Source organism: Variovorax paradoxus (assembly GCF_030811855.1).
GTDB lineage: Bacteria > Pseudomonadota > Gammaproteobacteria > Burkholderiales > Burkholderiaceae_C > Variovorax > Variovorax paradoxus_L.
Map to the genome: position 1 here is coordinate 91,940 of NZ_JAUSRN010000016.1, position 13,769 is coordinate 105,708.

Sequence of the window (13,769 nt, forward strand, 5' to 3'; positions counted from 1 at the left end):
CTGACCGCCCATGACCGACCCCGTCCTCAATATTCCCCCGCGCGACAAGGCCGAGATCCTGGCCCAGGCGCTGCCGTACATCCGCAAGTTCCACGGCAAGACCATCGTCATCAAGTACGGCGGCAACGCCATGACCGATCCGGCATTGCAGGCCGATTTCGCGGAAGACGTGGTGCTGCTCAAGCTGGTCGGCATGAACCCGGTGGTGGTGCACGGCGGCGGCCCGCAGATCGAGGCGGCGCTCAACCGCCTGGGCAAGAAGGGCAGCTTCATCCAGGGCATGCGCGTGACCGACGCCGAAACCATGGAAGTGGTCGAGTGGGTGCTGGCCGGCGAAGTACAGCAGGACATCGTGGGTCTCATCAACCAGGCCGGCGGCAAGGCCGTGGGCCTGACCGGGCGCGACGGCGGCCTGATCCGGGCGCAAAAGCTCAAGATGGCCGACCGCACCGACCCCAACCTGCACCACGACGTGGGCCAGGTGGGCGACATCGTCTCCATCGACCCCAGCGTGGTCAAGGCGCTGCAGGACGACGCCTTCATCCCCGTGGTCAGCCCCATCGGATTTGGCGAGGAGAACGAGAGCTACAACATCAATGCCGACGTCGTCGCCGGCAAGCTGGCCACCGTGCTCAAGGCCGAGAAGCTCATGCTCCTGACCAACACGCCCGGCGTGCTCGACAAGAACGGCAATCTGCTCACCAACCTGAGCGCACGCGAAATCGACGATCTGTTCGCCGACGGCACGATCTCGGGCGGCATGCTGCCCAAGATCGAAGGCGCGCTCGACGCGGCCAAGAGCGGCGTGAACGCGGTGCACATCATCGACGGCCGCGTGCCGCACGCGATGCTGCTCGAGATCCTGACCGACCAGGCTTACGGCACGATGATTCGCGCGCGCTGAGCGCGCTACTGGGCTGCGACCGCTCGCCTATTGGTACCCGTTCGGGTTCCCCTGCTGCCACCGCCAGCTGTCCACACACATCTGCTCAAGCCCGCGCCGGGCACGCCAGCCGAGGGTCGTCTCTGCGAGCGATGGATCACCCCAATACGCGGGCACGTCGCCAGGCCGGCGTGGGCCGATCTCGTAAGGCAGCGGCCGCCCGCTCGCACGTTCGAAGGCATGCACCACCTCGAGCACCGAGGCACCGCGGCCGGTGCCGAGGTTCAGCGTGACCAGGCCTGCCTGCTTTTCTGCGTGCCGCAGGGCCGCGACGTGCCCCTCGGCCAGGTCCATCACATGCACGTAGTCGCGCACGCCGGTGCCATCGGGTGTTGGGTAGTCGTTGCCGTGGATGAGCAGCTTGTCGCGCTGGCCCACGGCCACCTGGCACACGAACGGCATCAGGTTGTTCGGCTTGCCTTGCGGGTGTTCGCCAATGAGCCCGCTCTCGTGCGCACCCACCGGGTTGAAATACCGCAGCAGTGCAATGCGCCAATTCGGCTGCGCGTGGTGCAGATCAATCAGCGCTTCTTCCACCATGCGCTTGGAGCGCCCATAGGGATTGGCCGGCCTGCAGGGCGCGTCTTCGGGAATGGGTGAGTGGTCGGGTTCGCCGTAAACCGTGGCCGACGATGAAAAAATCAGCGCGTGCACGCCCGCCTGCTGCATGGCCGAGGCGAGCACCAGGCTGCCATGCACGTTGTTGTCGTAGTAGGTGAGCGGATCGGCCACCGAGTCGCCGACGGCCTTGAGGCCCGCAAAATGGATCACGGCCGAGAAGCGTTCGCTCGCCAGCACGCGATCGAGCAAATTCCTGTCGCGCACGTCGCCCTCGATCAGCCGCGGCGCGATGCCCGTGATCTGGCGCAGCCGCTCCAGCACCCGCACGTCGCTGTTGCCAAGGTTGTCGAGAATGACTGGCGCGTATCCTGCGGCCGCCAGCGCCACGCAGGTGTGGCTGCCAATGAAGCCTGCCCCGCCGGTCACCAGAACGCTGTTTTGGGCCATGTGAACTCTTTCTTGTGTAGAGCATGATTCTGTACGAGCTTTCCCAGGGCTGGTTTGCACGTGCTCACTGTGCAAGCGCCCCTGTGCGAGAATCAATTGATTACATCTTTGCACGCGCTCCCATGCAGAACGAAGAGACAAGCTATCCCGGCGTAGAAAACCAGTCAGAGGCGCTGAGCACCACCGCGGCTCCTGTGCGAAAGCGGCCCAAGCCCGGGGAGCGGCGCGTGCAGATATTGCAGGCGCTGGCGTCCATGCTCGAACAACCCGGCGCCGAGCGGGTAACCACCGCGGCGCTGGCGGCGCGGCTGGACGTGAGCGAGGCCGCGCTCTATCGCCACTTCGCGAGCAAGGCCCAGATGTTCGAGGGCCTGATCGACTTCATCGAGCAGAGCGTCTTCACGCTGGTGAACCAGATCCTCGAGCGCGAAGGTGCAACGGGCGCGCAGCAGGCCGCACGAATCCTCACGCTGCTGGTGCAGTTTGCCGAACGCAACCCGGGCATGACGCGTGTCATGGTGGGCGACGCGCTGGTGTTCGAGAACGAGCGGCTCCAGCAGCGCATGAACCAGTTCTTCGACAAGATCGAAGCGACCTTGCGCCAGGTGCTGCGCGGCGCGTCCGCAGCGGACGGCTCGAGCACGCCTACGGTGGATGCTCAGGTGCGCGCCGCCGCGCTCACGGCCTTCGTGGTCGGGCAACTGCAGCGCTTCACGCGTTCTGGCTTCCGCCGCGCGCCTTCGGAGCATCTCGAAGCCACGATCGCGTTGATCGTCTAGCCGTATAGCGCCAAGGCGGTGCTGCGTTGGGGATCGGGCGCCTATCGAGGCGATAGCTCAATGTGATGCAGAAAGGCTGTGTCCATTGAGAGAATGCATGGGCTTCGACAACTCACAAGAGGAAAGCCACATGACCGACTCCCGCAAACTCACTACCGAAAACGGCGCGCCCGTCGAGAACAACCAGCAGTCGCAGACCGCCGGCGTGAACGGCCCTGTGCTGATGCAGGACCACAACCTCATCGAGAAGCTGGCCCGCTTCGACCGCGAGCGCATTCCGGAACGGGTGGTTCATGCGCGCGGATCGGGCGCCTTCGGCACCTTCGAGGTGACGGCCGACGTATCGAAATGGACCAAGGCCCGGTTCCTCGGCCAGGTTGGCAAGAAGACCGAAGTGCTGGCGCGTTTCTCGACCGTGGCGCTCGAGCTCGGTTCGGCCGACACGGTGCGCGACCCGCGCGGCTTTGCGCTCAAGTTCTACACCGAGGAAGGCAACTACGACCTCGTCGGCAACAACACCCCGGTCTTCTTCATCCGCGATCCGCTCAAGTTCCCGGACTTCATCCATTCGCAGAAGCGCGACCCCTACAGCCACGTGCAGGAGCCCAACAACGCGTGGGACTTCTTCTCGCATTCACCCGAAGCCACGCACCAGTTCACCTGGCTGTTCGGCGACCGTGGCATTCCGAAGAGCTACCGCCACATGGACGGCTTCGGCTCGCACACCTTCCAGTGGGTGAACGCCAAGGGCGAGGCGTTCTGGGTCAAGTACCACTTCAAGACCAACCAGGGCATCGAGACCTTCGTCGCCGAAGAAGCGCAGCGCGTCGGCGGCGAGAACCCCAATCACCACCACCTCGACCTGCTGCACTCCATCGAGCGCGGCGAGTTCCCGAGCTGGAAAGTGCAGGTCCAGATCATGCCGGTGGTCGAGGCGCAGACCTACCGCTTCAATCCCTTCGACCTGACCAAGGTCTGGTCGCACAAGGACTATCCGAAGATCGACATCGGCATCCTCACGCTCAATCGTAACCCCGACAACTACTTTGCGGAGATCGAGCAGGCCGCGTTCAACCCGGCCAACTTCGTGCCCGGCATCGGCCCTTCGCCCGACAAGATGCTGCAAGGCCGCCTGTTCAGCTACGGCGACACGCAGCGCTACCGCCTGGGCATCAACCACACGCAGCTGCCGGTGAACCGCCCGCACGCGACGACGGCACAGAACTATGGCCGCGACGGCGCCATGCGCGGCGACGGCAATGGCGGCCGCGGCCCCAACTACGAGCCCAACAGCTTCAGCAACGCGCCCAAGCAGAGCAACGAGCCGGTCTACGCGCCGCTCGAGATCCATGGCTGGACAGGCAGCCACCAGTGGCAGAAGCACCCCGAGGACAACGACTTCGTCCAGGCGGGCGACCTCTACCGTCTGATGAACGAGGAAGCGAAGCAGCGTTTGGTGAACAGCATCGCGGGTGGCCTGGGCGCCGTGACGCGGCAGGACATCATCGATCGCTCGGTGAGCTACTTCCGCCAGGCCGATGCCGATTACGGCGCGCGGCTCGACAAGGCCATCAAGGCGGTGCAGGCGAAGCTCAAGGGCGAGGAAGTGAGCGTCCAGATCGGCAAGCCGGCGCACGACGCGAGCCGCAGCTGATCGGAGAGCAACCAGAGGGTACCCAGGCGATAGCTGCGGCACCGGGGCGCCGCACTCGACTTGCTTCATTGCGAAGCGTACGATCAGCGCCCCCTTGCCGCTGAGTCGCGGCGACAAGTCCGAGTTTGTGTGGCTTCTGAACGGAGGTTCGTATGAGCTATCACCTGGAAGGTCGCCTGCTGGAGGTTTGCAACTGCAATGTCCTGTGTCCCTGCTGGATCGGCGAGGACCCCGACAACGGCACCTGCGACACCATCGTCGCTTGGCGCATCGACAAGGGAACCATCGACGGCGTCGACGTCGGCGGCAACACCATCGCGGCCGTGGCGCATGTGCCCGGAAACATCCTCGAAGGCAACTGGACGGCGGCAATCTTCGTCGACGACAAGGCCTCCAAGGAACAAGAGGAAGCGCTGCTCAAGGTCTACACCGGGAAGGCCGGCGGGCCGATCGCCGACCTGGCCGCGCTCATCGGCCAGGTGGTGTCGGTCGAGCGGGCGCCCATTCGCTTCACCGTGAACGAAGGCAAGGGCGAACTGGAGATCGGCAAGGACTATTACGCCGAACTCGAGCCCTACCGCGGCGCGACCGGCGGACAGACCACGCTGTCGGACACCGTGTTCTCCACGGTGCCGGGTGCCCCGGTGTTCGTCGGCAAGGCACCCACCTACCGGTCGAAGAATCCCGCCCTCGGCATCGATCTCGACATCAAGAACCACAACGCGCTGCAGAGCACCTTCGTCTTCGACTCATGAGCGCCGCGCCGGGCCGCCCCAAGCAAGCTCGCACCGCAGTGCGAAGCACGGAGGTTGCCCAATGACCTCTATGGCCGGCTCGCCGCCGCGCCACGCCGTCCGCCACCGCCGCGTGTTCCTGCCGGTTCTTGCCGCGCTCGCCACGCTTGCGTGGCTGGTGTTGTGGGCCTGGGCGCGCAGCCCTTACGGACGCTATCTCGAACACGGCGACTGGACCGTCTCGGGCCCGGCCGCGTTCCTGTGTCAGGTCGTTCCCGCCGGCGGCGTGGTGGTGCCCGCGGTGCTCTATGCGGTGGCGTGGATCCTCATGACAATGGCCATGATGCTGCCGACCACGCTGCCGCTTTTCAACGCCTTCGATAGGTTGACAACGGGGCGCCCGGATCATGCGCGCCTGCTGGTGATGCTGGGGCTTGGCTACATGGCGGTGTGGGGTGCCTTCGGGCTGCTGGCGCACGGGCTCCACAGCGCGGTGTTGGCTTTGCTCTCCAGCGCGCCAACGCTGGCCTGGCACGGTTGGGTGATCGGCGCCGCGACCATTGCGCTGGCCGGCGCCTTCCAGTTCAGCCGCCTCAAGCACCAGTGCCTCGAAAAGTGCCGCTCGCCATTGAGCTTCGTCATCGAGCACTGGCGCGGGCGGGCGCAGGCCCGCCATGCCTTCGTTCTGGGCACGCACCACGGGCTGTTCTGCGTTGGCTGCTGCTGGGCGCTGATGCTGCTGATGTTCGCCGTCGGCACGGGCAGCCTCGGCTGGATGCTTCTTCTGGCCGTCATCATGGCACTGGAAAAAAACGTTAGCTGGGGCCATCGCCTGAGCGCACCGCTCGGGTTCGCGCTGATGGGCTGGGCCGTCTTCACGGTGGCGTCGCATGTCTGAAGCCGTGTCCGAGGCGCGCGGCGCTCCGTCCCTCCTGCAGACCGTGGCCCTCACCGCGGCGGCCATGGTCGCGTTTGCGGCCAATTCGCTGTTGTGCAGGCTGGCACTGCAGCACCAGGGCATCGATCCGGCCAGCTTCGGCAGCATCCGGCTGGTTTCGGGCGCGCTCACGCTGGCTCTCGTCGTGCGTTTCCGGGCGCGGCCGCCGTCGCCCGCCCGCGTCGACTGGCTCGCTGCCGCGATGCTGTTCGCCTACGTCGCGTTCTTTTCTTTCGCTTACCTCAGCCTGCCGGCGGGGACGGGCGCGCTGATTCTGTTCGGTGCGGTCCAGCTCACGATGCTCGGTGCGGGCCTGGGGTCCGGCGAGCGCTTCGGGCCGGTTGCATGGCTCGGCTTCGTGCTGGCGGCGGGCGGGCTCGTCTACCTGGTGCTGCCGGGCGTTGCCGCGCCGCCGCTCCTGGGCGCCGTGCTGATGGCCGTCGCCGGCGTGGCGTGGGGCGTGTATTCGCTGCGCGGACGCGGCGTGGCCGATCCGCTGGCCGCCACGGCACGAAACTTTCTGCGGGCCGTGCCGATGGCCCTGGCGCTGAGCTTGATCTTTGTCGCCCGCGCCCATGCGGACGCGACCGGCATCGCGCTGGCCGTGGCGTCCGGCGCCGTGACCTCGGGCCTCGGCTATGTCATCTGGTATGCAGCGCTGGCCCGTCTTTCGGCCATGCAGGCGGCGACCGTGCAGCTGTCGGTGCCGCTGCTGGCGGCGATCGGCGGCGTGCTGCTGCTGTCGGAAGCCATCACGCCGCGGCTCGCGGCCGCATCGGTGGCCATCCTCGGCGGCATTGCGATCGTGCTGAGCCAGAAGTCGCGCAACGCACGCCGTTAGCCGGGCAGGCGGGCTTCTACGCGATCGCCACGCCCACCTTCGACCCGGCCGCGACGATTTCTCCCCACGTCGCATCGTCCAGCCAGATGCCATCGCGCTCGCGTGCCACGCGTGCGGCGCGCTCTGGCTCGCCGGCAATCTGCACTTGGTCGAAGCCGGCGCCGGGCGGGCTCTGGCGCAGCCACTCGACGAAGGCGGTCGCCTCCTGCTCGAAGCTCGCCTGGGTTCCCAGCTTGGCCGGGTCGATCAGGATCGTCAGCATGCCGTTGAGCACCGTGCGAGCGGTGTCGGCCGGGCGGTGCCAGGTTCCGCCGCCGCTGAGCGCACCGCCAAGCAGTTCGCACGCCATCGCCATGCCGTAGCCCTTGTGCTCGCCGAAGGTCATCAGCGCGCCGAAGAGGCCATTGGATTGCGGCACCACCACGACGCCGGGGTCGTTGGTGGGCGCGCCACGCTCATCGATCAGGTAGCCATCGGGCACCCGTTCGCCCTTGTTGTGGGCGACGCGCATCTTGCCCTGGGCCACGCGGCTGGTCGCAAAATCGAGCAGGAAAGGCTCGGCTCCCGCCAGCGGAATGCCGATGCAGCACGGATTGGTGCCAAAGCGCCCGTCGCCGCCGCCCCACGGCGCCACCACGGGCCGCGACAGCACGTTGACGAAGTGCATCGAGACCAGGCCTTGGGCCGTCGCCATTTCGGCAAAGTGCCCGATGCGGCCCAGATGATGCGCATTGGCGAGCGTGAAGATGCAGCTGCCGTGCTGCTTGGCGCGCGCGATGCCGAGCTCCGTCGCCTGCACGCCGACGATCTGCCCATAGCCATGCTGCCCGTCGAGCGCGAGCATCGTGCCGATGTCGGCATTGACCTTGATCGATGCATTGGGCACGAGGCCGCCCTCGGCCACCGCATCGACATAGCGCGGCAGCATGCCCACGCCGTGCGAATCATGGCCACTCAGGTTGGCCAATACTAGGTTGTCGGCCACCTGATTGGCTTCGGCCGGGGTACTACCGGCGGCTTCGAGGATGCGGGCGCATTGCGTCCGGAGAACGGAGGCGGAAAGAGTCTGGGGCATATGTTCCTTACATCACGGCGCCGACTTGCCATGGGACGAATTCGTTCTGGCCGTAGCCATGCTTCTCGCTCTTCGACGGTTCACCCGACGCGGTGGCCAAGACCAGTTCGAAGATGCGCTGGCCCATCTCCTGGATCGACGACGTACCGTCCACGATCTCGCCGCAGTTGATGTCCATGTCCTCTTCCTGCCGCTGCCACAGCGCCGAGTTGGTCGCGAGCTTCAGCGAAGGAGAAGGCGCACAGCCGTAGGCCGAGCCGCGCCCGGTCGTGAAGCAGATGACGTTTGCGCCGCCGGCCACCTGCCCGGTAGCGCTCACGGGGTCATAGCCCGGCGTGTCCATATAGACGAAGCCGTGCGCCGTGACGGGCTCGGCATACTCGTACACCGCCTCGAGGTTGCTGGTGCCGCCCTTGGCCACCGCGCCAAGCGACTTTTCGAGGATGGTCGTGAGGCCGCCCGCTTTATTGCCCGGCGAGGGGTTGTTGTTCATCTCGCCTTCGTTGATCTCGGTGTAGTGCTCCCACCACTTGATGCGGTCCACCAGCTTCTGGCCGACCTCGCGCTTTACAGCACGGCGCGTCAGCAGATGCTCGGCGCCATAGACCTCGGGCGTCTCGCTGAGGATGGCCGTGCCGCCATGCGCCACCAGCAGATCGACCGCCGCCCCCAGCGCCGGATTGGCACTGATGCCGGAGTAGCCGTCCGAGCCGCCGCATTGCAGCCCGATCGTGATGTGCGCCGCGCTGCAGGGATCACGCTTCACCGCATTGGCGCGCGGCAGCATCTCGTTGATCAGCGCGATGCCTTTCTCCACCGTCTTGCGCGTGCCGCCGGTGTCCTGGATGTTGAAGGTGCGAAAGTTCTCGCCCTCGGCCAGGTGACCGGTCGCAAGCCAGGCATTGATCTGGTTCGCCTCGCAGCCCAGGCCCACCACCAGCACCCCCGCGAAGTTCGGGTGCGTGGCATAGCCCGTGAGCGTGCGCTCCAAGATCTGCATGCCCATGCCTTGCGTGTCCATGCCGCAGCCGGTGCCATGCGTGAGCGCCACGATGCCGTCGACGTTCGGGTAGTCGGCCAGCGCCGATGGATTGGTCTTGCGCGAGAAGTGGTCGGCAATGGCGCGCGCCGCCGTGGCCGAGCAGTTCACGCTCGTGAGCACGCCGATGTAGTTGCGTGTGGCCACGCGGCCGTCGGCGCGCTTGATGCCCATGAAGGTGGCCTCGCGCTTTGGGGGCACGGGCTTCACGTCGGCGCCGAACGCATAGTCGCGCTCGAAATCTCCCTTGTCGGGACCCATGTCGAGGTTGTGCGTGTGCACGTGTTCGCCGGCCGCAATGGGCTTGCTCGCAAAGCCGATGATCTGGTTGTAGCGGCGCACCGGCTCACCGGCGGCAATGGCGCGCGTCGCCACCTTGTGGCCGGCGGGAATCAGGCCGCGCACGGCGAAGTCTTCGACCTTGGCGCCGCCGACCAGTTGGCTACGCGCGATCACGACGTCGTCGGCCGGATGCAGTCGAATGAAGGGATTCATCGTGGAACTCGTGGTGTGGGTTAAAGAAATTTGATGAAGGAAACGCTGGCGATTCAGGCGGCTTTTGCGCGGCGCCAGCTCGCGCTGAATCGTTGGTGCGAGTTGTCCATGTGGGCGTGCATCGCGGCGCGCGCGGCCTCGGCGTCGTGTGCGGCCACCGCGTCGCGGATGGCCTCGTGCTCGGCAATGGCCGAGCGCCAGGAGGCCACTGTTTCGAAGTAGCCGCCCAGCCGCGTGAAGATGGGGCCGTTGCGTGAATCCCAGAAGCTTTGCACCGTCTCCATCAGCACGGTGTTGCCGCTGGCGTTGACGATGGCCACGTGGAATGCGCGGTCGCCTTCGAGCGGCATCACTTCGCGGTCGGCGAGCTCGCGCATCATTTCGATGGCGCGGCTCATGGCGTCGATGTCCTTGCGCTTGCCGACGGTGGCCGCGATGGCGGCGGTCTCGCCCTCGATCACGCGGCGCGCGCGAATCAGCTCCAGCGGGCCCCATTCGGTGGGCGCGATCGGCTTGGCCGCGCGATGCGAGCGGTCGAGCACGTACACGCCCGAGCCCGTTCGAACCTCGACCCAGCCTTCGACTTCGAGCGCAATCAGCGCCTCGCGCACCGAAGGCCGGCTCACGCCAAGTTGCTTGGCCAGGTCGCGCTCGGCCGGCAGCCGCGCACCGACCGCGAATTCGCCCTTGCCGATCAGCCCTCGCAGCTGGTCGGCAATCTGGCGGTACAGGCGCTGGGGTTCGACGGTCTGGAGCGGCACGGGTGGTGTTAAGGGTTGTCCTGAATTGGACAAGTGGTAAGGCCAATTCAGAATACGATCTCGCTGCGCCGTTGCCATCGGGCCAAACCCTGAACGGCCGCTTCCAACTTTCAAGGAGACATGCATGAGACTCAAGGGCAAGACCGCGCTCGTCACGGCGGCCGGACAAGGCATCGGCCACGCGAGCGTTCTCGCCATGGCGGCCGAAGGCGCCCAGGTATGGGCCACCGACGTGAACGAGAAGCTGCTCGAGCGCTACGCCGGCGTGGCCAACGTGCGCACCGCCAGGCTCGACGTGCTCGACAAGGACGCGATCGCCGCCTTCTTCAAGAGTCTTCCGGCGCTCGACGTGCTGTTCAACTGCGCCGGCGTGGTGCACAACGGCACCGCGCTCGACGCTACCGACAAGGACCTGGAGTTCGCGTTCAACCTTAATGTGCGCGCGCAGTTCTGGACCATCCAGGCCGCTCTGCCCGTCATGCTGGCGGCTGGACGCGGCAGCATCATCAACATGGCGAGCGTCTGCTCCAGCATGAAGGGCCTGCCCAACCGATTCGTCTACGGCACCACCAAGGCGGCGGTGCTCGGCCTCACCAAGAGCGTGGCGGCCGACTTCGTGACCCGCGGCATCCGCTGCAATGCCGTCTGTCCTGGCACGGTCGATACGCCCTCGCTCGGCGATCGCATCAACGCCAACGAAGATCCCGAGGCTGCGCGCAAGGCATTCATTGCGCGCCAGCCCATGGGCCGCCTCGCACAGGCCGAAGAGATCGCGCCCGTGGTGGTGTTCCTCGCGAGCGACGAATCGGTGTTCGCGACCGGCCAGGCCTTCACGGTCGACGGCGGTCTCACCATATGAACCAGCTCGACTTCGCCGGCCGCCATGCTGTGGTGACCGGCGGCGCGGCGGGGCTGGGTTTCGGCATTGCACAGCGGCTGATCGCATCGGGCGGCAGCGTCACCCTTTGGGACCGCGACGAAGCCGCGGCCCGCCAGACTTGCACTGCGCTGGGCGTCAAGGCCTTCGCGGTCAAGGTCGACGTGGCGCAGCAGCCTTCGGTGGCCGCGGCCGTGGCGGCCACGCTGGCCCATGCGCCGCGCATCGACGCGCTGGTCAACAGCGCCGGCATCACCGGTCCCAACACCAAGCTGTGGGACTACCCCGTCGACGACTGGCGGCAGGTGATGGACGTCAACGTCAACGGCGTCTTTCTCTGTTGCCGCGAGGTGGTGGCCCAGATGCAAAGGCAGGGCTATGGCCGAATCGTGAACATTGCTTCCGTGGCCGGAAAAGAGGGCAACCCGAACGCCAGCGCCTACAGTGCGAGCAAGGCCGCCGTCATTGCGCTCACCAAGTCGCTGGGCAAGGAGCTGGCCGACACCGGTATCCGCGTCAACTGCGTGACGCCCGCGGCGGTGAAGACCGCCATCTTCGACCAGATGACACCCGAGCACATCGCGTTCATGCTCTCGAAAATTCCCATGGGCCGCTTCGGCACGGTGGAGGAGGTGGCCGCTATGGTCGGCTGGCTCTGCACCGAAGATTGCTCGTTCTCCACCGGCGCCGTGTTCGACCTCTCCGGCGGCCGCTCCACTTACTAGCCAGTCAATCAGTCTCACAAGAAAGGACAACATGAAACTCGTTCGCTATGGCAACCCCGGCAAGGAAAAGCCCGGCCTCATCGACGGCGAAGGCCGTCTGCGCGACCTGAGCGCGGTGGTCAAGGACATCGGGCCCGAGCAGCTCGGCGACGCCGCCCTTGCCAAGCTGCAGAAGCAAAAGGTCGACAAGCTGCCGCTGGTCAGGGGCAAGCCGCGTTTCGGCAGCCCCGTCGCCAACGTCGGCAAGTTCATTGCCATCGGCCTGAACTACGCCGATCATGCGGCCGAATCGGGCCTGCCGATCCCCGCGGAGCCCGTGGTTTTCATGAAGGCGACCAGCTGCATCCAGGGCCCGAACGATCCGGTCATGCTGCCCAAGAACTCGGTCAAGAGCGACTGGGAAGTCGAGCTCGGCGTGGTCATTGGCACGCGCGCGCGCTATGTCTCGCAGAAAGATGCGCTCAATTTCGTGGCCGGCTACTGCACCATCAACGACGTGAGTGAGCGCGAATACCAGATCGAGCGCGGCGGCACCTGGGACAAGGGCAAGGGTTGCGACACCTTCGGCCCCCTCGGCCCCTGGCTCGTCACGCGCGACGAAGTGCCCAACCCGCAGAAGCTGTCGATGTGGCTCGACCTCAACGGCAAGCGCATGCAGACCGGCAACACCAAGACCATGATCTTCAGCATCGCCAAGATCGTGAGCTATCTGAGCCAGTTCATGACGCTTTTGCCCGGCGACGTCATCACCACCGGCACGCCGCCCGGCGTCGGCCTTGGCATGAAGCCGCCGCTCTATCTGAAGAAGGGCGACGTGATGACGCTGGGCATCGAAGGCCTGGGCGAGCAGCGCCAGGAAGTGGTGCCTTTCAAGCTCTGAGCCTCGCGGCAGCGAGCCACGAAAGGCGCGGCGGGCGAAAGCCCGGCGCGCCTTTTTTGTTGACGCGCGGCAGCGCGCTCAGCGCAGCACCCGGATCAGCTCGTCGTACACCAGCCGCACGCGTGCCGGCACCGGCGCGCGCTGCGGACGATAGACGTGAATCGGAAATGGCTCCGGCGCATCCGCCTCCAGCACGGCCACGAGCGCGCCCGACTGCAGCCATGGTTCGGCCAGCGGTCCGATGAGCTGGCCGAAGCCGACGCCGCCCAACACAGCGGCGCATTCGGCATCGATGTTGTCCGTGACGAACGCGGGCGACGAGACCGTCAGCACCCGCCGCTTGCTGAATGGCCACGGCCAGGGGCGGCCGGAGCTGCGGTTGATCAACGCCGTCAGCGGCAGGGCGGACAGGGCATCGAGATCACGCGGCGTGCCCAGTCGCGCAATGAGCGCTGGCGCGGCCACCACACGCAGGGGCATTTTCCCGACGGCCCGCGCGACGAAGCGGGCGTCGCGCATCGGCCCCACGCGCACGCCGATGTCGATCTGCTCGTCCACCACGTCGGCATGCTGTTCCGACAGGCGCAGGTCTAGCACCAGCCCCGGATGCGCTGCCACGAGCGGCGCCAGCGCCTGCGGGATGAGCCGCGCATACACATGCGGCGCCGTGACCCGCACCGTGCCCGCATGCTGCGACAGCGTGCGTCGGTCGATATGGTGGAAAAGTTCGTCGACGCCACCCACCGCTACTCTCGCGCGCTCCGCGAGTTGCCCCCCGAAATCGGTGAGCTGCACGCCGCGCGTGCTGCGGTGGAACAAGGGCTCGCCCAGTTCTTCTTCGAGCTCGCGCACCGCGCGTGTCACCACCTGCGGCGAGACGGACAGGCGCGCGGCTGCTTCGCGGAAGTTGGCGGCAGCGGCGGCGGTGCAGAACACGCGCAGGGCTTCGAGACGATTGGCCATGGGCTGCTTTCAAGAGGAGGCGAATTCCAGTTTGAGGAATTCTGAAGTCGCAAGAGTT

At 66.3% G+C, this 13,769-nt stretch carries 14 protein-coding genes; 9 read left to right on the forward strand and 5 right to left on the reverse strand.

Features of this window, described 5'->3' with window-relative positions; genetic code table 11:
* The first annotated feature begins 10 nt into the window (after positions 1 to 10).
* Positions 11 to 904 (forward strand): acetylglutamate kinase, encoded by an 894-nt coding sequence (argB, locus tag J2X92_RS24685; protein ID WP_307579676.1) that lies wholly within the window; start codon positions 11 to 13, stop codon positions 902 to 904.
* Positions 905 to 931: 27 nt separating this feature from the next.
* Here argB and galE read toward each other — a convergent pair whose 3' ends face one another.
* Positions 932 to 1,951, reverse strand: a complete 1,020-nt coding sequence (gene galE, locus J2X92_RS24690) for a UDP-glucose 4-epimerase GalE (RefSeq protein ID WP_307579678.1) — start codon at positions 1,949 to 1,951, stop codon at positions 932 to 934.
* A gap of 122 nt (positions 1,952 to 2,073) precedes the next feature.
* On the opposite strand from galE, the gene slmA reads away from it, so the two are divergent.
* The 5 genes from slmA (at position 2,074) to J2X92_RS24715 (ending at position 6,896) form a co-directional block, all read left to right on the forward strand.
* Entirely contained in the window at positions 2,074 to 2,730 is a 657-nt protein-coding gene (slmA, locus tag J2X92_RS24695; protein ID WP_307579680.1) for a nucleoid occlusion factor SlmA, read from the forward strand.
* 130 nt (positions 2,731 to 2,860) lie between these two features.
* Entirely contained in the window at positions 2,861 to 4,384 is a 1,524-nt protein-coding gene (locus J2X92_RS24700) for a catalase (protein ID WP_307579683.1), read from the forward strand.
* Positions 4,385 to 4,536: 152 nt separating this feature from the next.
* Positions 4,537 to 5,139, forward strand: coding sequence for a DUF1326 domain-containing protein (locus tag J2X92_RS24705; protein WP_018903738.1), 603 nt, complete (start codon positions 4,537 to 4,539; stop codon positions 5,137 to 5,139).
* 61 nt (positions 5,140 to 5,200) lie between these two features.
* A complete protein-coding gene (locus J2X92_RS24710) occupies positions 5,201 to 6,016 on the forward strand; it encodes a DUF2182 domain-containing protein (protein WP_307579685.1) in 816 nt (271 codons plus the stop codon).
* Positions 6,009 to 6,896 carry a DMT family transporter gene (locus J2X92_RS24715; RefSeq protein ID WP_307579687.1) on the forward strand — a complete coding sequence of 296 codons (888 nt, stop codon included), beginning with the start codon at positions 6,009 to 6,011 and terminating at the stop codon, positions 6,894 to 6,896. The genes J2X92_RS24710 and J2X92_RS24715 overlap by 8 nt, the downstream gene beginning before the upstream one ends.
* 16 nt (positions 6,897 to 6,912) lie before the next feature.
* On the opposite strand, the gene J2X92_RS24720 is transcribed toward J2X92_RS24715, so the two are convergent.
* From J2X92_RS24720 to J2X92_RS24730, 3 genes are read right to left on the reverse strand one after another with little or no spacing between them, the layout of a single operon-like run.
* Positions 6,913 to 7,971, reverse strand: coding sequence for a malate/lactate/ureidoglycolate dehydrogenase (locus J2X92_RS24720; RefSeq protein WP_307579689.1), 1,059 nt, complete (start codon positions 7,969 to 7,971; stop codon positions 6,913 to 6,915).
* Between the two features lie 7 nt (positions 7,972 to 7,978).
* The gene (locus J2X92_RS24725; protein ID WP_307579691.1) at positions 7,979 to 9,505 is read right to left on the reverse strand and encodes a UxaA family hydrolase; all 1,527 of its coding nucleotides are present in this window, start codon (positions 9,503 to 9,505) and stop codon (positions 7,979 to 7,981) included.
* Positions 9,506 to 9,558: 53 nt separating this feature from the next.
* On the reverse strand, positions 9,559 to 10,266 hold the full coding sequence (locus tag J2X92_RS24730) for a FadR/GntR family transcriptional regulator (RefSeq protein WP_307579693.1): 708 nt from the start codon (positions 10,264 to 10,266) through the stop codon (positions 9,559 to 9,561).
* Positions 10,267 to 10,390: 124 nt separating this feature from the next.
* Here J2X92_RS24730 and J2X92_RS24735 point away from each other — a divergent pair, with 124 nt between their 5' ends.
* Genes J2X92_RS24735 through J2X92_RS24745 form a run of 3 tightly spaced genes read left to right on the forward strand, consistent with a single transcriptional unit; the run spans position 10,391 to position 12,748 of the window.
* Positions 10,391 to 11,125, forward strand: coding sequence for an SDR family oxidoreductase (locus tag J2X92_RS24735; protein WP_307579695.1), 735 nt, complete (start codon positions 10,391 to 10,393; stop codon positions 11,123 to 11,125).
* Positions 11,122 to 11,868, forward strand: a complete 747-nt coding sequence (locus tag J2X92_RS24740; RefSeq protein WP_307579698.1) for an SDR family NAD(P)-dependent oxidoreductase — start codon at positions 11,122 to 11,124, stop codon at positions 11,866 to 11,868. The genes J2X92_RS24735 and J2X92_RS24740 overlap by 4 nt, the downstream gene beginning before the upstream one ends.
* 31 nt (positions 11,869 to 11,899) lie before the next feature.
* Positions 11,900 to 12,748, forward strand: a complete 849-nt coding sequence (locus tag J2X92_RS24745) for a fumarylacetoacetate hydrolase family protein (RefSeq protein WP_055801425.1) — start codon at positions 11,900 to 11,902, stop codon at positions 12,746 to 12,748.
* 78 nt (positions 12,749 to 12,826) lie between these two features.
* Here the strand turns inward: J2X92_RS24745 and J2X92_RS24750 are convergent, their stop codons facing one another.
* Complete coding sequence (locus tag J2X92_RS24750) at positions 12,827 to 13,711, reverse strand: LysR family transcriptional regulator (RefSeq protein ID WP_307579700.1); 885 nt, start codon at positions 13,709 to 13,711, stop codon at positions 12,827 to 12,829.
* Between the last annotated feature and the right edge of the window lie 58 nt (positions 13,712 to 13,769).